The organism is Micromonospora sp. WMMD967 (assembly GCF_029626165.1).
Classification (GTDB): domain Bacteria; phylum Actinomycetota; class Actinomycetes; order Mycobacteriales; family Micromonosporaceae; genus Micromonospora; species Micromonospora taraxaci.
The window spans coordinates 2,982,648-3,002,497 of record NZ_JARUBK010000001.1; the positions used below are offsets into that span (position 1 = coordinate 2,982,648).

At 70.5% G+C, this 19,850-nt stretch carries 25 protein-coding genes, 1 tRNA gene and 1 pseudogene; 15 read left to right on the forward strand and 12 right to left on the reverse strand.

Going from position 1 to position 19,850, the window contains the following annotated elements; all coding sequences use genetic code 11:
• Window positions 1-33: 33 nt before the first annotated feature.
• Window positions 34-495 carry a MarR family transcriptional regulator gene (locus O7631_RS13990; RefSeq protein ID WP_278144603.1) on the reverse strand — a complete coding sequence of 154 codons (462 nt, stop codon included), beginning with the start codon at window positions 493-495 and terminating at the stop codon, window positions 34-36.
• A gap of 49 nt (window positions 496-544) precedes the next feature.
• On the opposite strand from O7631_RS13990, the gene O7631_RS13995 reads away from it, so the two are divergent.
• Together O7631_RS13995 and O7631_RS14000 are read left to right on the forward strand one after the other, a co-directional pair.
• Complete coding sequence (locus O7631_RS13995; protein WP_278144604.1) at window positions 545-1,066, forward strand: VOC family protein; 522 nt, start codon at window positions 545-547, stop codon at window positions 1,064-1,066.
• 24 nt (window positions 1,067-1,090) lie between these two features.
• Entirely contained in the window at window positions 1,091-1,972 is an 882-nt protein-coding gene (locus O7631_RS14000) for a hypothetical protein (protein WP_278144605.1), read from the forward strand.
• 75 nt (window positions 1,973-2,047) lie between these two features.
• On the opposite strand, the gene O7631_RS14005 is transcribed toward O7631_RS14000, so the two are convergent.
• Window positions 2,048-2,227, reverse strand: a complete 180-nt coding sequence (locus O7631_RS14005; RefSeq protein WP_278144606.1) for a DUF4236 domain-containing protein — start codon at window positions 2,225-2,227, stop codon at window positions 2,048-2,050.
• A 247-nt stretch (window positions 2,228-2,474) separates the two neighbouring features.
• Here O7631_RS14005 and O7631_RS14010 point away from each other — a divergent pair, with 247 nt between their 5' ends.
• Entirely contained in the window at window positions 2,475-3,251 is a 777-nt protein-coding gene (locus O7631_RS14010; RefSeq protein ID WP_278144607.1) for a malonic semialdehyde reductase, read from the forward strand.
• Here the strand turns inward: O7631_RS14010 and O7631_RS14015 are convergent.
• Window positions 3,217-3,672, reverse strand: a complete 456-nt coding sequence (locus tag O7631_RS14015; RefSeq protein ID WP_278144608.1) for an Rrf2 family transcriptional regulator — start codon at window positions 3,670-3,672, stop codon at window positions 3,217-3,219. The genes O7631_RS14010 and O7631_RS14015 overlap by 35 nt on opposite strands.
• Window positions 3,673-3,679: 7 nt before the next feature.
• Entirely contained in the window at window positions 3,680-4,660 is a 981-nt protein-coding gene (locus tag O7631_RS14020) for an AraC family transcriptional regulator (RefSeq protein WP_278144609.1), read from the reverse strand.
• Between the two features lie 230 nt (window positions 4,661-4,890).
• Between O7631_RS14020 and O7631_RS14025 the strand changes: the two genes are divergently transcribed.
• Complete coding sequence (locus O7631_RS14025) at window positions 4,891-5,667, forward strand: glucose 1-dehydrogenase (protein WP_278144610.1); 777 nt, start codon at window positions 4,891-4,893, stop codon at window positions 5,665-5,667.
• A gap of 117 nt (window positions 5,668-5,784) precedes the next feature.
• Here the strand turns inward: O7631_RS14025 and O7631_RS14030 are convergent, their stop codons facing one another.
• Window positions 5,785-6,216, reverse strand: a complete 432-nt coding sequence (locus tag O7631_RS14030) for an SsgA family sporulation/cell division regulator (protein WP_007457244.1) — start codon at window positions 6,214-6,216, stop codon at window positions 5,785-5,787.
• A gap of 273 nt (window positions 6,217-6,489) precedes the next feature.
• On the opposite strand from O7631_RS14030, the gene O7631_RS14035 reads away from it, so the two are divergent.
• From O7631_RS14035 to O7631_RS14060, 6 genes are all read left to right on the forward strand, one after another.
• Entirely contained in the window at window positions 6,490-7,068 is a 579-nt protein-coding gene (locus tag O7631_RS14035) for a TIGR02611 family protein (RefSeq protein ID WP_278144611.1), read from the forward strand.
• A gap of 51 nt (window positions 7,069-7,119) precedes the next feature.
• Window positions 7,120-7,191: transfer RNA gene (locus O7631_RS14040), tRNA-Val, on the forward strand.
• Between the two features lie 163 nt (window positions 7,192-7,354).
• A complete protein-coding gene (locus O7631_RS14045) occupies window positions 7,355-8,209 on the forward strand; it encodes a helix-turn-helix domain-containing protein (RefSeq protein ID WP_278144612.1) in 855 nt (284 codons plus the stop codon).
• 65 nt (window positions 8,210-8,274) lie between these two features.
• Complete coding sequence (locus O7631_RS14050) at window positions 8,275-9,219, forward strand: NADP-dependent oxidoreductase (RefSeq protein WP_278144613.1); 945 nt, start codon at window positions 8,275-8,277, stop codon at window positions 9,217-9,219.
• Between the two features lie 76 nt (window positions 9,220-9,295).
• Window positions 9,296-9,796: a cupin domain-containing protein gene (locus O7631_RS14055; protein ID WP_278144614.1), complete on the forward strand. Its 501-nt coding sequence runs from the start codon at window positions 9,296-9,298 to the stop codon at window positions 9,794-9,796.
• A 192-nt stretch (window positions 9,797-9,988) separates the two neighbouring features.
• Window positions 9,989-10,978 (forward strand): carboxypeptidase-like regulatory domain-containing protein, encoded by a 990-nt coding sequence (locus O7631_RS14060; RefSeq protein WP_278144615.1) that lies wholly within the window; start codon window positions 9,989-9,991, stop codon window positions 10,976-10,978.
• Window positions 10,979-11,561: 583 nt separating this feature from the next.
• On the opposite strand, the gene O7631_RS14065 is transcribed toward O7631_RS14060, so the two are convergent.
• Both O7631_RS14065 and O7631_RS14070 read right to left on the reverse strand, forming a co-directional pair.
• Window positions 11,562-12,074: a hypothetical protein gene (locus O7631_RS14065; RefSeq protein ID WP_278144616.1), complete on the reverse strand. Its 513-nt coding sequence runs from the start codon at window positions 12,072-12,074 to the stop codon at window positions 11,562-11,564.
• Window positions 12,075-12,360: 286 nt separating this feature from the next.
• On the reverse strand, window positions 12,361-13,200 hold the full coding sequence (locus tag O7631_RS14070) for an NAD(P)H-binding protein (RefSeq protein ID WP_278144617.1): 840 nt from the start codon (window positions 13,198-13,200) through the stop codon (window positions 12,361-12,363).
• 108 nt (window positions 13,201-13,308) lie between these two features.
• Here O7631_RS14070 and O7631_RS14075 point away from each other — a divergent pair, with 108 nt between their 5' ends.
• Window positions 13,309-13,671, forward strand: coding sequence for a helix-turn-helix domain-containing protein (locus tag O7631_RS14075; protein ID WP_278144618.1), 363 nt, complete (start codon window positions 13,309-13,311; stop codon window positions 13,669-13,671).
• A 277-nt stretch (window positions 13,672-13,948) separates the two neighbouring features.
• On the opposite strand, the gene O7631_RS14080 is transcribed toward O7631_RS14075, so the two are convergent.
• On the reverse strand, window positions 13,949-14,758 hold the full coding sequence (locus O7631_RS14080) for a DUF5984 family protein (protein ID WP_278144619.1): 810 nt from the start codon (window positions 14,756-14,758) through the stop codon (window positions 13,949-13,951).
• Window positions 14,755-15,161 (reverse strand): annotated as a pseudogene (locus O7631_RS14085) (DUF4291 family protein). Before O7631_RS14085 ends, O7631_RS14080 begins: the two are co-directional and overlap by 4 nt.
• 73 nt (window positions 15,162-15,234) lie before the next feature.
• Between O7631_RS14085 and O7631_RS14090 the strand changes: the two are divergent.
• Window positions 15,235-15,693: an SRPBCC family protein gene (locus O7631_RS14090; protein ID WP_278144620.1), complete on the forward strand. Its 459-nt coding sequence runs from the start codon at window positions 15,235-15,237 to the stop codon at window positions 15,691-15,693.
• Here O7631_RS14090 and O7631_RS14095 read toward each other — a convergent pair.
• Genes O7631_RS14095 through O7631_RS14105 form a run of 3 tightly spaced genes read right to left on the reverse strand, consistent with a single transcriptional unit; the run spans window position 15,690 to window position 17,123 of the window.
• Window positions 15,690-15,983 (reverse strand): nucleotidyltransferase family protein, encoded by a 294-nt coding sequence (locus O7631_RS14095; RefSeq protein ID WP_278144621.1) that lies wholly within the window; start codon window positions 15,981-15,983, stop codon window positions 15,690-15,692. The genes O7631_RS14090 and O7631_RS14095 overlap by 4 nt on opposite strands.
• Entirely contained in the window at window positions 15,866-16,243 is a 378-nt protein-coding gene (locus O7631_RS14100) for a nucleotidyltransferase family protein (protein WP_347403506.1), read from the reverse strand. The genes O7631_RS14095 and O7631_RS14100 overlap by 118 nt, the downstream gene beginning before the upstream one ends.
• Before the next feature lie 22 nt (window positions 16,244-16,265).
• A complete protein-coding gene (locus tag O7631_RS14105; RefSeq protein ID WP_278144622.1) occupies window positions 16,266-17,123 on the reverse strand; it encodes a LysR family transcriptional regulator in 858 nt (285 codons plus the stop codon).
• 101 nt (window positions 17,124-17,224) lie between these two features.
• On the opposite strand from O7631_RS14105, the gene O7631_RS14110 reads away from it, so the two are divergent.
• From O7631_RS14110 to O7631_RS14120, 3 genes are all read left to right on the forward strand, one after another.
• Window positions 17,225-18,103 (forward strand): NAD(P)H-binding protein, encoded by an 879-nt coding sequence (locus tag O7631_RS14110; RefSeq protein WP_278144623.1) that lies wholly within the window; start codon window positions 17,225-17,227, stop codon window positions 18,101-18,103.
• A 103-nt stretch (window positions 18,104-18,206) separates the two neighbouring features.
• Complete coding sequence (locus O7631_RS14115) at window positions 18,207-18,983, forward strand: hypothetical protein (protein WP_278144624.1); 777 nt, start codon at window positions 18,207-18,209, stop codon at window positions 18,981-18,983.
• Window positions 18,980-19,345, forward strand: a complete 366-nt coding sequence (locus tag O7631_RS14120) for a GntR family transcriptional regulator (protein ID WP_278144625.1) — start codon at window positions 18,980-18,982, stop codon at window positions 19,343-19,345. Before O7631_RS14115 ends, O7631_RS14120 begins: the two co-directional genes overlap by 4 nt.
• The last annotated feature ends 505 nt before the right edge of the window (window positions 19,346-19,850 follow it).

The window sequence follows — 19,850 nt, forward strand, 5'->3', positions numbered from 1 at the left end:
GGTAAGTACAAGACCCGCGCCGGTGTCGATTGGTCAGGATCCGGTCAGGTGCTCGGCCAATGTCTCGCTGATCCGCCGCAGCTGGTCCACCTGGGCGGGGCTCAACGCGTCGAACAGGTGCCGGCGTACCCCCTCGACGTGGCCGGGGGCAGCGGCCGCGAGGGTGGCGAAACCCTCGTCGGTGAGCAGCGCGATCTGCCCGCGCCGGTCGGTGGGGCAGTCCTCCCGGCGCACCCAGCCGGCGGTCTCCAGCCGGGACACGGCGTGCGAGAGACGACTGCGTGACGACCCGGCGGCCTCGGCCAGCTCGCTCATCCGTAGTTGCCGACCCGGTGCCTCGGAGAGGCGGACCAGGATCTCGTAGTAGGCGTGCGGCATCCCCGCGTCGCGTTGCAGCTCGCGGTCGAGAGTGTCCATCAGCGCTCGCGACGCGGTGAGGTACGCGCGCCACGTGCGCTGCTCGTCGGGGTTCAACCAGCGCGTCATGACCGCCATCATACTGCGGATAGTTGAACGCTCAACCAAATCCCGCTAGCATCGGGGCATGGGTATTCACCGGCTCAACCACGCGGTTCTCTACGTCAGTGACCTCGCCCGCAGCGTCGCGTTCTACAGCGACGTGCTGGGCTTCCGTACGGTGGCCATGACCCCCGACGGCTTCCGCGGCGCCACGTTCCTCCAGGCGCCCGACTCCACCAACGACCACGACCTCGGCCTGTTCGAGATCGGGGCCGGGGCCGGGCGGTCCACCGCCGGCCGGTCCACCGTCGGCCTCTACCACCTCGCCTGGGAGGTGGACACCCTCGACGAGCTGGCCGCCACCGCCGAGCGGCTCGCCGCCGCCGGCGCGCTGGTCGGCACGTCCGACCACGGCACCACCAAGAGCCTCTACGGCAAGGACCCGGACGGTCTGGAGTTCGAGATCGTCTGGCTGATCCCCGCCGACCTGCTCGACGACAGCGCCCTCGCTGCCCGCAAGCAGATCACCCGGCTCGACCTGGACGCCGAGCGGCAGCGCTACGGCGGGCAGACCAAGGGTGGGGTGGGGATCTCCGTCCCCGCCTGATCGGTCGTGCGGTAGAACGGACCGATGTCGACCGACCGCACCACTGACTTCCTCCGCGAGCTGCTGGTCCGCCAGCTGACGACCTGGCTGCCCGCGGCCCTGCACCGCTCCCGGCGGGCGACCGTCGCGATCGCGGGCACGGACGCGGGCAGCGCGGAGGCGGTGTTGCGCCTGGTCGCCGCGCACGGCGACCAGGTACGCGGCCGGCAGGTGACGGTGCTGGTGCTGGCCGACAGTGCGGCCCTGCCGGCCCGACTCGGCCCGATCGAGGCGGAGTTGCCCGCCGAGGTCACCGTGCACCTGCTCTCCGGTGATCCGTACCGGCTTCCGGTCGCGGTGAAGGCCGCCGGGGCGGCCGGCGCCCCGCTGTTCTCCTTCGTGGACCTGCCCGGCGCGGTGACGCCGAAGCTCCTCGCCGCCGCGGCCAACGGCCGCGCCGGAGAGCTGTTGCTGCACACCGGTGACAGCGCTCGCGACGCGCTCGTCTCCGCCGGCTTCCCCCTGGTCGCCGAGGTGGCGCCGGTGCTGCCGGACGGCGACGCCGCCGGTGTGATCGCGTTCGGCAGCCGCTCCGACCGGAGCCTGGAGGCCGTCCGCGACGCGCTCTGGGCGGTCGGCGCGGATCTCGACGTGCGCTACCGCGACCCGCAGGACCCGATGGGCGTCACTGTCGGTGTGGCCGGCGATCCCGAGCTCGAACCGCTGGCCCGGGAGTTGCTGGCCGAACTGCGCCGGGGCGGTTCGCGGCCGGTCACCGAGCTGCGCCGGCACACGCTCACCGCCACCGTCTACCGTGCCGCCGACGCCAACCGGGCGCTGACCCACCTGCTCGACGTGGGCGACGTACGCCGTGATCGCGAGTCGGGCAGGCTCGCCGGCGACGAGATCATCGCGCTGGCGCGCTGAGCGCGACGCCAGCCCGGTCCAGACGCCGAGCGGGGTGCCGGTGAATCACCGGCACCCCGCTCGACTCCCGGGATGCTACGACCGGGCCTTGTCCTGCTTCCACGACAGCGGACCCGGCAGGTCGACCCGGTGCGCCTTCGCCTTGGAGTTCCAGGACCAGCGCCCGATCTTGATGCTCCACGAGGAGAAGCCGTTCTCGGTGAAGTTCAGGATGATCGGTCCGTACTTCTTGCGCTTGCGAAACATGAGGCCCATCGGAGGTCTCCCCTCGTCACCGTTCCCTGCCGTGTCGAGATCGAACATTCCCGGACCGGCAACCTTTGAAACCCCTTCGCTGTCCGCCCTGGACAGTGCCGACCGTCCACCACAATCCCTATTCAACAGATAGGTGTTTCGCCGCGATAAACGCTGTTGAACGCGGTACGCGACATCGACGGCAACGCAAGTCTCACGTTCTGGTAGAGCGTTGACCGCTCGGTCCCGGCGCCGGCAGCATGAGGTCATGTCGCAGCGGAACGAGATCCTCCTCACCGCTCGTGCGCACGCCGACCGTGGTGGCGGCACGACCGCACCCACCGAAGAGGACCTGCTCGCGCTGGACCGCGCCGCACAGGACCTGCTGTTCCGGGAGGCCCGGACCGCAGACACGTTCGCCGACGAGCCGGTCACCGACGCGCAGGTCGCGGCGATCCACGACCTCATCCGGCACGGGCCGACCGCGTACAACGGTCAGCCACTACGGGTGCTTCTGCTGCGCTCGGCGGTGTCCCGGGCCCGACTGCTGCCGTACCTGTCCAGCGGCAACCGGGCCAAGACGGCCAGCGCCCCGCTGACCGCGATCCTCGCCGCCGACGTGGACTTCCACCAGCGGCTGCCCGAGCTCTATCCGCACCGCCCGCAGGCCCGGAACTGGCTCGCAGACCGGGCGGCGCGCGTCGAGCAGGCCCGATTCAACGCGACCCTGCAGATCGGCTACCTGATCGTCGGTGTGCGCGCGGCAGGTCTCGCCGCCGGCCCGATGGCCGGTTTCGACGCCGGGGGCGTCCAGCGGGAGTTCTTCCCCGACGGCCGTCACGAGGTGCTGCTCCTGCTCAATCTGGGGCGCCCCGGCCCGGACGCGGGGCGTGCACGGCTGCCCCGGCTGGACAACGGCGACGTGATCCGCACCCACGAGGGCGTTGGCCGAGCGACGAACGGTGACGTGCCCGAGCCAGCCGCGCCCGGCGTGACCAGCGCGGGTGGCGTCAGCGCGGTTCCCAGGCGTCGGGCATCGCGGTGAGCTTGCGGACGTGGGCGGGCAGTCGGCCACTGACGATCTCGGCGAGGCTCACCTCGTCGACGACCCGACGCACGGCGGCGCGCACCGCCACCCACAGGCCGGGCAGGTTCTCCGCCGCGCCCTCGTAGCGGGTCTCCTCGGGGCGCAGCCCGCGTACCCCGGCCAGCGGCCCCTCCACCGCGCGCAGCACCGCGCCGACGGTCACCTCACGCGGCGTACGGGCCAGGGTGTAGCCGCCCTCGGCGCCGCGCTGGGCACGCACGATGCCGGCCCGGCGCAGGTCCGCCAGGACCGCCTCCAGGAACTTGCGGGGCATGTCCTGCTCCGCCGCGATGGCCTGGGTGGACAACAGCGAGGGGTACGCGGTGGCGAGGCTCAGCGCTGCCCGTACCGCGTAGTCGCCGCGCGCGGAGATCTGCACAGTGCCATCATGCCCGGCCGGTGTCGCCCGTCGGTGCGCTGGGCGACCCGCGTCGCGTGGCGTGGCCGCCGTTCGTCGTGCCGACGGCGCGGAACCTGCCGCCGTTGGCGCCGGTGGGCTCGGCCGGAGGTCGGGGCCGGACCACCCGCGCGGCGGGTTGATCCCGGGCGGCGCGGAACGCGCCGGGGCTGACCCCGACCTCCCGGGTGAAGAAACGACCGAAGTTCGTGGGCTCGGAGAAGCCGAGGTGCCGACCGATCTGGGCGATCGGCTGGTCGGTCGCGGCGAGCAGCCGGCCGGCCTGCAACGCGACCCGCTCGTCGATCACCTGCTTGGCGCTGCGACCGGTGACGGCCAGGCACGCCCGGGTCAGGGTCCGCACCGAGCAGCGGAGGCTGGAAGCGTAGTCCTCCACCCGTCGGGTGTGCGGGTAGCCGTGCTCCACCTCCCGGCGGAACCTGTGGAACGTCTCGTCCTCAGGTCGGGGCGTCGACCGGTCGGCGTTCGCCAGGGCCAGCCGCAGCAGCAGCACTGCCAGTTGGTGACGAAGCAGCGCGCGGGCGGTGAGGCTGTCGGGATGGCGCTGACAGTCCACAACCAGTTGGCTCACCTCGCTGATCACCGCGTCCTCGTCCTCACCGGCCAACTGCCGCCAGGTCACCGGAGTGTCCAGCTCGACGCCGAAACCACGCAGCGCCTCGGGTTCCCAGGCGACCACTGTGGCGTCGAACTGCCGGCCGGCGCAGCGCAGCACCTGGCCGGCGCGGACCCGCAGCAGCGTGCCGGGCCGACAGGGGAGCAGGTGGAAGTCGAGTTCCGCGTCGCCGTGACCACGCGTGGTGAGGATCAGCAGCTCCCGTTCGACGATCACCGGTCGACGCCAGCCCGGGGAACCGGATAGGTCGGCCAGCGCGAACGTGGCAATCTCGTCGGGCACGGGTGACGCCGTTCCGATCGATGACGCGGGGGCGGGATCGGTGGAGACCATCGCCTGCGACGGTAGCCCGAACCGCAGGTCATCGCATCCCGGTCGGTCTGTGCGCCGCAGTCGGCGCGTCGGAGCGGGCTTGTCGTGGTCCCGCGACCGGGCTACGTTACCCGGCGGTAGCGCTGTTCGGTCCGCGGTCCGGCCGGCGCTCCGTCGGCCACCCCGACCGGCCGACGCGCTGTCGGTCGCCCGACCGGCCGGCGGCCCCGCCGACACGCGATGGGATGGGCATGACGCAACTGTTCTCGGTCGAAGGCAAGACGGTACTGGTCACCGGCGGGTCGCGGGGGATCGGCCTGATGATCGCCCAGGGCTTCGTCCGCGCCGGCGCGCACGTCGTCATCTCGTCCCGCAAGGCCGACGTGTGCGAGGCGGTCGCCAAGGAGCTCTCCGCCGAAGGTCGCTGCGAGGCCATCCCCGCCGACCTGAGCGACGACACCGGCGCCGAGGCGCTCGCCGCCGCCGTGCGGGAACGCTTCGACCGACTCGACGTGCTGGTCAACAACGCGGGCGCCACCTGGGGCGCGCCGCTGGAGAACTACCCGGAGGCCGCGTTCGACAAGCTCTGGGCGGTCAACGTCAAGGCCGTCTTCCGGCTCACCACCGCGCTGCTGCCGGCGCTCCGCGCCGCCGCCGACGCCGACGACCCGGCCCGCGTGATCAACATCGGGTCGATCGACGGTATCCGGGTGCCGTGGATGGAGGTGTACGCGTACTCGGCCACCAAGGCCGCCGTGCACATGCTCACCCGCAGCCTGGCCCACCAGCTGGCCGGCGAGCAGATCACCGTCAACGCGATCGCGCCCGGCCCGTTCGAGAGCAAGATGATGGCGTTCGCGCTCGACGACCCGGCGAGCCGGGCCGCCATCGAGGAGCAGGTGCCGCTGGGCCGCATCGGCCGCCCCGAGGACATGGCCGGCACCGCCATCTACCTCGCCTCGCGCGCCGGCGCGTACCTCACCGGAGCGGTCATTCCCGTCGACGGAGGCATCACCACGCACGGCTGAGCACCGGCTGACCCGGGTGAGCTTGTCCGCGTACCCCTTGGGGTGGGTGTGCCAGGGCCGCGCGGACTCGGCAGATCCGCGCGGCCCTGGGTTGGCCGGTGTTGCTCTTTCGGGCGGTCAGCGACCGGCGAGCAGCCGGTTCACCGCCGTGTCGACGTCCAGGTGCTCGGCCTCACGGCCGCGCGGGACGACGACGTACGTCCGTCGAAGGAAACGCACCAGGACGCTGCGCGGCACCTCGAAGAGGGCGTTGCCGTCCGGTGACGAGAGGGCCAGCGCGACGAAATCGCCGCGCGGTGTGGCCCAGGGCCAGACCCGCACATCCCCGATGCCGGCCGGCTCGTCCAGGCCGGTGACCAGAAGTTCGCGAGCGAACGACCAACTCACCGCCTCGCCCCCGGCCGATTCGGCATGGAACAGGACATGGACCGCATACGGGTCAGCAGGGTCGTAACGCAGACTGGCACGCACCGGCAAGGCGGTGGCGTCAGGCGCGACGAGCCTTAGCGACGTCTCGACCTCTACGGTCGTCGGTCGGATGACACTCATGGACGTTCTCCCCCCGGCACCGCTGCGGAACGCGCGTGTCCCGCTTTTCCCATACTCAGGTGCTACTCCTGGCTACGCTCCGCCATACGCTGACTTCACCCAGTGGTGGGAAGGGGGACGGAAAGACCGCGTGAATGTGAGAATTCATGTAGGATTTCCGGTTCTGCCCAGTGCGTGATCCCGCCCGGCATCGGGTGGCTCAGTCGTCGACTTACTCCGGTAACGTCCAGTCGGGCGTTGCAGTGACGGGCCCGAGCGACACTGGGGGGTGAAATGGTGGCGAAGCGATCCTCAGTGGATCCGGCGAGAGCGCCCGGCCCGCCGAACGTCGCGGTCCGAGTAGCCGAAAAGCGGGGGTACGAAGTGCCGATGGAGCAGCCCGAACGGGCCGATCGGCCGGGGCTCGATGCCGGCCGTGCCGGTGGGATCCTCGTCGTCGCGGAACGGCCGCGTCGACCACGCTGGCGTGAACGGATCTCGATGACCCTCGACCTCATCCGCGCCAACCCCACCGGCCGCATCGCACTCAAGATCTTCATTGCGATCGCCGGTGCGCTGGTGGTGACCATCGGCATCGCCCTCATCCCGCTACCCGGGCCGGGCTGGCTTCTGGTGATCGCCGGCCTGGGCATCTGGGCCGTCGAATACCACTGGGCGCGCCGGCTGCTCGGCTTCACTCGCCGACACGTCCACGGCTGGACACAATGGGTGACGCGACAGTCACTCGGGGTGCGAATCGTGCTCGGTTCTGTTGGCCTCGTCTTCGTCGCCACAGTGGTCTGGCTGTCACTCAAGTACAGCCTCGGCATCGACGTGGTCGCCGAGGCGATGCACTACCTCGCGACGCACTGACCCCCGGGTTTCCGGTCCGGTTCCACGATCGGGTAGAGTCAGTGTCGCTGAGGGCGATTAGCTCAGTGGGAGAGCGCTTCGTTCACACCGAAGAGGTCGCTGGTTCGATACCAGCATCGCCCACCCTTGGTTTGCGCAGGTCAGAAGCCCGTCACCGGATTGCCGGTGACGGGCTTCGCTGATGTGCGGGTTCCACAGTGCCGGGTCGCGCACCCAACGGTCGGTGCTCCGCCCGCCGTGACCGCCGCCACCTTCGCCGACTGCCTCGTCAGGGCACACTTGGGCCGTGGAACGTCACGAGTTCGGTGCCGCAGTGCGCCAGTTGCGGGAGGGCACCGCCCCGGAGAAGGTCGGCCTACCGGTCGGCCGTCGACGGACGCAGGGGTTGCGGCGGGAGGAACTCGGCGACCTCGCCGGGATGTCCGCGGACTATGTACGCCGGTTGGAGCAGGGGCGCAGCCATCCGTCGGCCGGGGTGGTGAATGCCATCGCCCGCGCCCTGCGGACCGGGCGGGCCGAGTACGAGCGGCTCTGCGCGCTGGCCGGGTACGCCGCCGCGGACGGGAAGGTGCCGACCGAGATCGGTCCGGGCGCGATGCGGCTGCTCGAGCGATTCACCGACACTCCGATGTTCGTCTCCGACGCGGCGATGAACCTGGTCGCCGTGAACGGAGCCTTCCTGGCCCTGGGGCACTGGCAACTCACCGGGGACCCGTGGGAGTGGAACATCGCCTGGCGGTCGTTCTGCGACCCCTTCGACGGTTTCCAGCAGTCCACGGCCGACGCGACCGATCACGAGGCGGTCCTGGTCGCCCGGCTGAGGAGCGCGCAGTTGCGCTACCCCGCCGACGCGTCGCTCGCCGCGCTGGTGGACGAGCTGCGGAGTAGGAGCCGCCGGTTCGACGACCTGTGGCGGGTGCCACGACCGGTGGCCGCCCACGAGAGCAGTGCCGCTTTCATCCATCCGGACGCCGGCGCGGTCACACTGGTCGGCAGCATGCTCGCCATCCCCGGGGACGACCTGGCGGCGCTGATGCTCACCGCGGCGCCCGGCTCGGCCGACGCGGCGCGTCTCGCCGAGATCGTCGACGCCGCCGGCGAACCGACCATCCTCAGGGTGGGCCAAGCCGGCCCAGGTTAACCGCGCCGGCTCCGGCCAGATTGGGTGACGTCCGCAAGCGACGCCCAACGGAAGCAGGTCCAGCGATGAAGGCAGTACGTTTTCACGAGTTCGGCGGTCCCGAGGTCCTCCGCTACGAGGATGTCGACCGGCCTACCCCTGGTGCCGGTCAGGTCCGCATCCGGGTCGCCGCGACGTCGTTCAACGGTGTCGACGGCAACATCCGGGCCGGCTTCATGCAGGGTCCGATCCCGGTCGAGCTGCCGCACACTCCCGGCCTCGACGTCGCCGGCACTGTCGACGCGCTGGGTGACGGCGTGGACGACGTCGCGGTCGGCGATCGGGTCGTCGGCTTCCTGCCGATGACGGGGACGGGAGCGTCCGCGGAGTACGTGATCGCGCCGGCGGAGATCCTGACCGGGGCACCCGGGAACATCCCGTTGGCCGACGCGGCGGCGCTCCCGCTGGTAGGCCTGACCGCATGGCAGGCGCTGTTCGACCACGGCAAGCTGACCGCCGGTCAGCGGGTGCTGATCAACGGTGCCGGCGGAGCGGTCGGCGGGTACGCCGTGCAGCTGGCCAAGGAGGTCGGCGCCCGAGTGATCGCCACGGCCAGCCCTCGCAGCGCCGACCGGGTCAGGAGCGCGGGCGCGGACGAGGTGATCGACCACACCACCACCGACGTGACCGCAGCGGTGACCGAGCCGGTCGACCTGGTCCTCAACCTCGCGCCGGTCACCCCGGAGCGGTTGGCCGCGCTGGTCACCGTGATCCGGGACGGCGGCACCCTGGTCAACACCACCGTCTGGATGCCCGCCCCTTCCGACGAGGGACGCGGCGTACGGGGTATCGACCTGTTCGTGCGCAGCGACGCCGATCAGCTCGCCGACCTGGTCGCCCGCGTCGGCACCGGTGAGCTGCGCGTCGAGGTCGGCCAGCGGGTGCCGCTGGCCGACCTGCCGGCCCTGCACGCGCGGGCCGCCGCGGGTGAGTTGCCGGGCAAGACCGTCGTCCTCGCGCCCACGGCCTGACCTCCCGAAGCCGCTCACCGGCGCTGCTCGACGTTCTCAGGTCGCTCTAACACGAAGCCCCGAAGGAGAAACCAGGATGATTCCCGACGACGACCCGTCCCGCACGCTGACCGTGGCCGATCCCGACGACCCCGGTACGACGTACATCTCGCTGGTGGGCAACACCTACGGCATGTTGATCACCGGTGAGCAGACCAACGGCAGGTACTGCCTGATCGACATGCGCGTCCCGGACGGCGGCGGGCCGCCACCGCACCGGCACGACTTCGAGGAGATGTTCACGATCCTGGAGGGCGAGATCGAGTTCACCTTCCGGGGTGAGCGGCACACCGTACGGGCCGGCTCCACGATCAACATCCCGGCCAACGCGCCGCACCACTTCCGCAACGTCTCGGGCGCGCCGGCCCGGATGCTCTGCATGTGCACCCCGGCCGGGCAGGACGAGTACTTCATGAGGATCGGTGACGTCGTCGCGGGCGCGGACGCGCCGCCACCGCAGCTAACACCGGACGAGCTGGTGGAGCGCCGCCGCCGTGCGGCGGAACTGGCCTCGACGTACCGCAGCGAATTCCTCTGAGACCCGTGCCCGACGACCCGACATCATCTGGCGGATGTCGGGTCGTCCCGCCGGGCGGTCAGGTCTGCACGTGGTCGTCAAGCTGCCCGTGATCGGCTGGCTTTCCGATCACGTTTTCGATCTTGGGACAGCGGAGTGACTCGCCCAGCGCTAGCATCGCGCTGATTCCCGTCCCCTATTACGGAGACCTCCATGCGCAAACTTGCCGCCGCCGCCCTCGCGGGCGTGCTCGTGGCCGTCCTCCCGGCAACGGCCGCGATGGCCGCCCCCAAGCCGGATATCGCGGTGACCTCCGCCGCCGACAAGGCCAACTACGCCGAGGGCGAGACCTTCACCATCACTGTCACGGTGAAGAACAAGAGCTCCGTCGACGCCAAGCGCGTCCACTACACCGGCGGCGACAGCGAGGGCGTCGACGGTGTCGCCTACGGTGTGCTGTCGACCGGCTTCGACGTCGCCGGCGGTGCCACCAAGACCGTTCAGATCACCGGCAAGACCAACAACGCGGCGTGGCGGTCCGGCTACGGATTCGTCGCCTTCTCGCTCGCCGCCGACAACGGCGAGGCCAACGACGCCGACAACAACACCAGCGTGCGGTTGCCGGTGGCGGGCGCCTTCGCCGATCTCAGCGGCTACGTCTTCCAGGGTGAGTCCGATGCTGCCGAGTGGACGCCCCGGACGCCTGGCGTCCCGGGTGTCAAGGTCGTCGCCACCAGTGCCGACCGCAAGACCAGGTACGCCGAGGCCAGCACCGACGCCAAGGGCCTGTTCCGTTTCACCCGCCTCCCCGCCGGCAACGTCCTGCTGACCTTCACCGCCCCGGCGGGCTGGAAGATCCTGGCCGGCGAGAACGGCGAGGGCGACGACACTCTGACGCAGGTGCGTGCCGGCGACCGCGACGAGCCGAGGGTCTTCGTGGTGGCGAAGAAGGTCGCCGTGAGCTCGCCGAGCGCCTCGCCGTCGGCATCGGCCTCACCGTCGGCATCGGCCTCACCGTCGGCATCGACGTCGACGTCGGCATCGGCGTTGCCCTCGGCATCGGCGTCGTCGAGCGCGGGCCCGGGCCTGCCGGTCACCGGCGACAAGACCATGCTGTTCGTCGGCGCGGCTGCGGTCGCCCTCGCGCTCGGTACGGTGCTGGTGCTCGTCGCACGGCGTCGCCGTGTCCGTCTGCAGGCCTGACCTGCCGAGATCGCTACAGCGGCCGAACACCCGCAGGCCGTAGCGTCCCCGTCATGCCGAGCAAGGCGAAGGGCGCCGAGGCTCCAGCACCACTCTGGAACCTCGGCGCCCTGACAACGCTCTCGACCTGCGCTCCGAGTGGGCCGCGTCCTGGACGGTACCGTCCCCGCCACGGTGCTGCGATCGACGCTCGTCGCACCTCGCGCCGCATTCGCCGTTCCCCGTAGCGGCGGCATTCTCCACCTTCGCCGTCCCGCACTTCTTCTTCCACCTGACCCAACTCGGCCGCGCGAGCCTCGGCGAGGCAGTGTTCCTCACTGCGGCCAACGCCGTCGTCGCGCTGCTCGGCCTGCTCGTCATCGCCCTGACGCTGGTCGAGACGGCAGGCATCGCCGGCATTCGGGCGACACCGCCAGCGGGTGATCGAAGCTTCGACGCTCGCAGGGCATCCTGCTGGGCGTCCGTCGCGCAGGCTGACCGTGGGTTGCGCAGAGACGCTGATCCAGGTGCCGCGGCCCGCACGGATACGAATCGGCGGTGACCCTCAGGGGGAGGGTCACCGCCGATTACGTGGTCGAACCGGTCAGGCGGCCGAGCAGGCGGTGTCCAGTTCCTTGATGGCGGCTTCCAGGGCCTTCTTGCTGGGCTTGGCGTCGGCGGACTTGTTGTACGCGTCGCTCAGGCTCATCATCTCGTTCTGGATCTTCTCGGAGGCGGCGGTGACTGCCTCGTTGGCGGACATCGAATGCGCCAGGATCGCGACCGAGCCGGCGGCCCACTGGGCACTGACCGCGAAGTGTCCGGCCGGCGGGCCGATCTTCTCGGCCTTGGCGATCTTAGTCGCGTTGTCCTCGATGTCCTTCTTGATGTCGGCGCAGGCCTTCACCGTGGCCGCGTCGCTGGCCGGGGTGCTGGCCGCAGTGCTAGCCGCGGTGCTGGTCGGGGCGGCGCTCGAGGCCGCCGCGGACGGTGTGGTTGCGGCACCCTCAGATGCGGGCTGCGGATCGCAGCCGGACACTGCGATCGCCGCCGCAACGGCCAAGCCAGTCAGGACGAGTCGAGTTCGGTTCATCGATGTTTCCCCCGTGATCTTCATGTTCGGCGCACGCTACCAGCCTTGATCGATGCGGTGGGATCAGTTATCGGGGGCCGACGAGTACCTAGCCGGGACCTCCTTCGGATGTGGACCTACTGTCGGAGTGAGTCGTTCGCGGCGGTCTACGCCCCTTATGGATCTGTTCGGCGACTGTGCTGACGTAGCAGCCAGACTGATTCCCGTCGCCTGCGATGAATGCCCAACGCCGCCAATGAGATCGGGCCGGTAGGTCGGCGTCGCGTACGCGCCAGGTCGGAGCGCAGGGCAGTCCGACCGGCGCGACGCGTCAGCGGAAGGCGGCGATGTTGCGCGTTGCCCAGTCGGCGAAGGGGCGTGGTGGTCGACCCAGCACCTCGGTGACGTCCGGGCTGATCCGCTGTTCGGAGTTGGTGGGCGTACCGAGGATCGCCAGCGTGCCCTCGACCACCGGTGGCGGCATGAAACGCAGCATCTGCTCGCGGGCTTCGTCGGGCGTCTGGTTCACGAAGCCGATCGGCTCGCCGAGCGCGGCGGCGAGGTCGGCGACCCGTTCGCGTGGCGTGCTCAGGGCCGGGCCGGTCAGTTCGTAGGTGCGGCCGTCGTGCGAGCGGTCGAGCAGGGCGGTGGCCGCCACTTCGGCGATGTCGGCAGGGTCGACCACGGGCAGGCCGACGTCGCCGAACGGTGCGGACACCATCCGCGAGCCCCGGATGGGTTCGGTCCAGGCAAAGGCGTTGGAGGCGAAGCCGCCGGGGCGCAGGATCGTCCAGCCGAGGCCGGATCGGCGGACGAGGTCCTCGATGGCGTGCAGGGGCGCGTGTGACGGCGAGTCCGGCCGTGTGACGACCGCCTGCGAGGACTGCAGCACGATGCGCTTCACTCCACAGGTTGCGGCGACCCGCAGGATCTCGCGCATGTCGAGATGGGCTCCGGCGCCCTCCACGAGCAGGTACAGCGCCTCGGCGTCGGTGAGCACCGGGCTCAGGGTTTCTGGCCGTTCGAGGTCCGCGCGGTGGTGGCGAACCCCTTCCGGCAGGGCGATCGGGCGTCGTCCCCGGGATACCGCCGTCACAGCGGAACCCGAGGCCGCGAGAAGTGACGAGAGCGTGCTGCCGACATTTCCGGTGGCTCCTACCACGACAAACATCTCTGTGTCTCCAGTTCGACCGCGTCGTTCGCGCGGTTGAGGGAGACGCTAGTAGCGCCGATATAGTAGGTACCTAGAGGATAGTAATGGCTTTGTGGCGGAGGGCACGTGCAGCACTCGACGGATCCCGAGCTGGCGTGCCCGGTCGCACCGGTCGTCGACATCGTGTTCAGCCGGTGGACCACACCAATCCTGTGGGCCCTGCACGAATACGGTCGGCAGCGCTTCGTGGAGCTGGAGCGCCGACTGACCAGCATCACGCCCAAGGTGCTCACGCAGCGGCTCCGCCAACTCGAACGCGACGGCCTCGTGACGCGCACCTACCACGCCGAGGTGCCCCCTCGAGTCGAGTACGAGATCACGGAATTGGGTGCCAGCCTCGGCCCGCTCTTCGCGCACCTGGCCACGTGGGCCGACGCCAGCCTCGGAGAGGTGGAACGAGCACGGCGTGCCTACGACGCCGGGCGATGAGGCCGCGCCGACGTGATCGAGACCTCCGGCAACGCCATCAACCTGCCGCCAGCCGACGCGCCACCGGTAACCCCGGTGTCGGCGTACCCGCTATGTCTCCTCGTGGAGGTGGCTAGGGCCTGTTTCATAAGAACTGGCCGGCCTGCGGCGGGCCCGGACGACGCCCGGCGGCGTTGCGGTTTCGTCCGGATACAACACCGGTATCCGGACGAAACCGCGCCTTGCCGGATCGCCGCCCGGACTCCGCCTCGGCTCGACCGCCCTTATGAAACAGGCCCTAGCTCGCCGGGGCGTCGGCCCGTTGACCGTCGACGAGTAGCTGGCGGGCGCCTCGGCGGACAGCGTCCCAGTCGGTCTCGGGGGAGCGGTCGAGGTTCCTGGCAAGCCAGTGCCGCCGGTCGTCGTGTTCCCGGCGCAGTTGGACGAGGTCGAGGTCCACGCCCGGTAGACCGCCGCGGCGTTCCAGTTCCTCGATCCGCTGCCCCATCACGTTCATCAGATCGCTGTGGAGGGCGTGCACGGCCGCACGGTATGCGCTGGTCGGGACGCTGAGCCGGACTGCGGGGTCGGCGGTGAAACCGATCTCGCCGTCGTCCTCGTGCTGCCAATCAATGGTGATCTCGTCGCGATCGCCGGATGTGGTACGCCAGAACCGGAGCCGGGGCGGGTTGCGTAGGTAACCGAGGTCCAGGTGGTGATCGCCGTACCAGGTCGCGGCCGTGAGGACCGGATGGTCGGGCGCGTCCGCGTCCCCACCGTCGGTGCGGTCCCCGTCCGGTTCCGCCACGAAATCGAGAGGGTCACACGCCCACTGCCCGGGGTGGGAGGCGATGAACGGCTGCACGTCGTCGGGCACCGGCTCCAACACCGCGGGTGTGAGGACGTTGACGTCCTCCCAGAGCCGGGCCAGATAGTGGTCGACGAAGGGATGCCTGTGCACCTGCCGGGTGCGGCGCAGCAGCTCCTGCCCGCCCGCTTCGAGCCAGTACCAGCCGTCGGTGAGCCCGAACCAGTGGAGCGTCGGCCGGTCACCGCCCCACGGCGACACCTCGTCCAGTGGGTACAGCTCGAACCGGAACCTGATCATCGAGGCAGTGCCCCGGTGACGTCCGGGCTGGCGTCGACGTTGGCGACGATCGGGGCCGGCAGCGGGTAGACGCGTTCGACAGGCAGGAGAGCCGCTGCCTGCTGTTCGTCGCCGCCACGCAGAAGGTCCCGGACGCGGTGCACGGTGGGGGTGATGTCCGTGACGGTCACCGTCCAGTCGTCGATGTACCGATCGACCGCCTCGCCGGACAACCCGACCTGTAGCGACCGGTATGGCAGCGCCGTGAGATGCAGGGATCGTTCCGGATCCCACTGAACCCGTACGGGGCTGGTCTTCAGGTGCCGGCCACCGCCGGTAGCGCGATCTGCGCGGGGTACGCCTGGTAGACGGTGATGGTGTCGGCCGAGTATCGGCCGCGGACCTGACGGGTGGGTACGGACACAGCTTGATCGTCACCGATCGGGACTCGACTGCTCAACCGGGATTCCGCCGTAGCGGTGCTCTAGGCTCGTGACGTGGCGGGGCTGATCGAGATCGTGTCTGTCATCGGCGCTGCTCCGACCGTCGTGTTCGACCTGGAACGTGATGTGGATGTTCATGCCGCGTCGCTGCCCGGTAGCCAGGAGACGGCCACTACCAGCACAGGTCGACGCCGCCTCGCGCTCGGGGACGAGGTCAGTTTCCGCGCTCGGCATCTCGGTCTGCGCTGGTGCATGACCAGCCGTATCACCGTCTACGAACGCCCGTACCGCTTCGTCGACGAGCAGACACAGGGTCCCTTCCGCGCCCTCCGCCACGAACACCTCTTCCGAGACGTCGATGGCGGGACGCAGATGATCGACCGAATGACCGTCACCGCGCCTCTGGGGCCGTTGGGGGCGCTGGTGACCCGCGTGCTCGTCGCGCCGTACCTGCGACGACTGCTCAAGCAGCGGGCAGCCCACATCAAGCACGTGGCGGAAGCCCCATGCTAGATCTCCAGCCGGAGCCCGGCCCACCGGTCGAGCCATCCCTTGGCCTTGACGCGGCGCTCGACCGTTGCCCGCCCGGCTGCGTTGTCGAAGGTCGGCGAGGGGCGGACCGCCAATCCCACCAGGTCGGTCAGGCCGTGGCAGGCCACCAGGCGAACCGAGTCGTCCCGCAGGGTCACCGCGACACAGGTCGCCGTTTCGGGCCAGCGCGATATCGCGTCCAGTGTGGACGTGTAGGGCTCCTCGCCGTTGCGTAGGTGCATCCGGGCCTGGTTGCGAATCTCCCACGGCACCTCGGGAGGACCACTGCGGCTCGGGCTTCGGCGCGGGCGTCCTCGCCCGGGTCGAGCTTCCCCGGGGCGAAGTAGGCGACATCCACGTCGCGCTCCGGCAAGGCGGGGAGGCCGCTGATGGTGTCCCAGACGCGGTTGCGTACGAAGCCGGCACCGATCCACCAGTCGGGTAGCCCAAGGCCGGCTGCGGCCCGGAGGACTCTCATCGCTGCGGGGTCTGACTCGATCACGCCCACCACGTCCCGCGCGCTCATGACCATCTTCGTCCCTTCGAGACACGCGTCAGCCGCGGAGCAACTGCTTCTCGGGTGATTCGGCGACCTGGCGGGCCACGCGTACGAAGGCCGCCACCGCGGGTGAGCGTGACTCGGCCGGCCAGGCCACCTTCAGCGTCACCGGATCGAGTTCCGGCACGGGGCGGAAGGCGGTGCCCGGCCGGGAGTACCGCCGAGCCACCCATTCCGGCAGGAACCACACGGCGGTGCCCACCTCGACCAGGTTGAAGATCTGCGCGAGGTCCAGCGGCCGCCGGTTGCCCACCATGCGGGCCTCCTCGGCCGGTGACCCGTCCGGGAGCCGACGGCCGGCCAGGTCGGCAAGGCGGATGGTCGTCCGCGCTGCCAGCGGGTCGGCGGCCGGCAGCGCCACCACGCTCGGCCCGGTCAGTAGCAGCTCGCTGTCCAGCCCGTCCTCGTCTTCGAGCGCCGGGATCAACGCCACGTCGGCACGCCCGTCGCGCAGCGCCGGCACCTGCTCGCCGCGTCCGCCGAGCAGCAGCTCGACCGGCATGACGTCGTACGCCTCCAGGATCAGCGGCAGGAGGCCGCCGTCGTAGTCGGCCTTGAGCGCCAACCGCAGGGCCGGCGTTTCCTGCCCGGCCCGGCGGGCTCGGCGCTGGGCGGCGCCGATCGCGTCCAGCGCCACCTTGGCGTCGGCCAGCAGGGTCTCGCCGGCCGGGGTCAACGCCACCTGCCGCGTGGTGCGGATCAGGAGCTGGACGCCGAGCTGCCGTTCCAGGTTGCGGATGGCGCGCGACAGCGGCGGCTGGGCCATGCCGAGCCGGTCGGCGGCCCGCCCGAAGTGCCGCTCCTCGGCGACCGCCACGAAGTAGCGGAGCTGCCGCGTCTCCAGATCACTCATATCACCACGGTATCAATCCAGAGGGAGACGGTCTTTCCGCTCCGCCGCGGATCCGCGTTGACTGGCTACGTCAGATTCCTCACCGAACAGGGATGAAAGCCATGATTGTGGTAACCGCTCCGACCGGCAACATCGGCGGCCGTCTGGTCCAGGATCTGCTCGACGTCGGCGCGCCCGTGCGGGTGGTGGCCCGTGACCCGGCACGGCTGGCACCGGGCGTCGTCGAGCGGGTCGAGGTCGTCAGGGGCTCGCACGGCGACCCGGCAGTCGCTGCCGAGGCGTTCGCCGGTGCCGCTGCCGTCTTCTGGCTGGTGCTGGCCGACCCGCTGTCGACAAGCCTGAACGAGGCGTACTCCGGCTTCACCCGCCCGGTGCTCGACGCGCTGGCCGCCGTCCCGCGCGTGGTCGGCATCTCGGCGCTGGGCCGCGGCACGCCGGCGGCCGGGCGGGCCGGGCACGTCACCGCGACGCTCGCGATGGACGACCTGATCGCCGCGACCGGCGTGCCGTACCGGGCCTTGACCATGCCGTCCTTCATGGACAACGTGCTGTGGCAGCTCGCCCCGATCACCCGGCAGGGCGTCCTGTACGGCCCCACCGCGCCGGACCTGTCCGCGCCCACGGTCGCCGCCCGGGACATCGCCGCGACGGCCGCCCGCCTGCTGCGCGACGACACGTGGACCGGCTTCGAGGAGGTGCCCGTGCTCGGCCCGGAGGACCTTACTCAGACCGAGATGGCCGCCGTCATCGCCGACGTGCTCGGCCGTCCCGTCCGCTACCAGCAGGTCTCCGGCGAGGCGTACAAGGAGGACATGCTGCGGGCCGGCCGCTCCGAAGCCATCGCGCAGGGCCTGCTGGACATGGCCGTGGCCAAGAACGAGGGCCTGGACAACGGCGTGGCCCGCACCCCTGAACTGAGTACGCCGACCACCTTCCGCCAGTGGTGTCTCGACGTGCTGAAGCCCGCCGCCGACGTCTGAGTGGCCGGCTGCCGCCGGGGTGGCGCGCAACCCAGGGTTGACATTGTCGCAAGTTATGACCCATCCTCCTGGTACAAACCTTGCGACATATGGAGGTGCGCGCATGCAGCAGGTGGATGACGCGGAGGCTGGGCAGTGGATGACTCGGCACGGCCTGGCCGACGTCGAGCCGACGCCACTGCTCTCGGCGCGGCTGGCGGCGCGGCGGCGTGCCAAGCTCGTCGACAGCATCCTGCTCGCTGGGTTCCTGGTCGGCGCGGCACTGATGCACGCATTGCGACTCACCTCTGCCGCGTCTCTCTGGCTGCCGCTGCTGGCGCTGACGGTGTTGGTGGTCGGGATGGTGCTGGCGCAGTGGCGGCTCGGCTGGTGGGTGCGGCGCGCCGATCAGAGGGCGGGCGAGCACCTGTCTCGACGTGTTGCTCTTCCGGTCGAACTCGGCTGGTCGGCGGTGCTGGGCTGGCCGTACGCCGTCTTCGCGACCGCCGCCCTCACCAGCGCCGTGCTGCTCGCGGTGAGCGTGCTCCGGGTTCCGGACTCCGGCTTGCGCTACGGTGCGGTCGTCGTGCTGATCGGCCTCGCCGGCAGCGGCGTCAGCACTGTCATGCAGCTGCGCCAGGTGCTGGCCAGCCCGGCCGTCGCGGAGGATGAGGCGTCGCTCACCGCCGATGTCATCATGCGGGTCGAGGACGTCCGCGCCCTCGTCACACCCAGCCTGGTGTGGTTGCTGCCGGCCATCTTTCTCTACGGGGAATCGCTCGGCTGGTGGAACGTGGTCTCGATTGTGCTCGTGGTGGCGGGCGTCGGTGCACTTGGCGTCATCCACGCCCGGACTGTCAATGCCGAAACGGCGGCACGGCGAGCCATGGCCATCCGATGATCGTCGTCGACGCGGCCTCGCCGACGCCGCCGTACGAGCAGCTCCGGGCCCAGCTCGCGAGGCAGATCCAGGACCGCTCCCTCACCGTCGGCACGAGACTGCCGACGATCCGTCGGCTCGCGGCCGACCTCGGTCTCGCCGTCAACACCGTCGGTCGGGCCTACCGGGAGCTGGAGGAGGCAGGCCTGATCGAGACTCGCGGGCGAGCCGGCTCGTTCGTCTCGGCCGCGGGTGAGCAGGCCCTCGAACAGGCCCGCCGTGCTGCCCGCGACTACGCGAAGGTCATCACCAGCATCGGCATCGATCCCGGTGAGGCGATCCGGATCGTCGCGGCGGCGCTGGGTCGTGCGGCGGCACCGTGAGATCGCGGGCGCCCATGGGCGGGTGTCGGCCGGCAAGCCGGTGCGGGCGGCCCGCGCTCGGCTTCGCCTGATGGCGGTCGCTCCGAGTGCGGGCCGGGATACGCACCGGTGAGGTCACCTCCTCCGGCGGTAGCGGGCGGGTCCTGACGTTCGTTGGGGGGTCAGGAGCGACCGGGCGCGGACCGCCGCATGATGCAGCCACGGGCGGGGCCAGCGATGCTCCCGCCCCAACGGCGGCCGACGCCCCGAGGATGTGCCGGAGTGGCCCGCCAAGAGGATCGGGTGCACACGACAGTGAACGGCGATCTTGTTGGGGGCAGGACCCTCGTTGGCGATGACGCGGAACGTCCGGTCGCCGATGCCGGAATCGCAGTGGACGCAGCCGAGTGCGAGCAGGGGAAGCCCCGCGCGCCCGGCGGGCCAGGGCGGCACGGTATGGGGACGCGTAGACATGATCTCTCCAAAGACCTGACGGAAGGCATGGGAACGAACCGACGGTGACGTC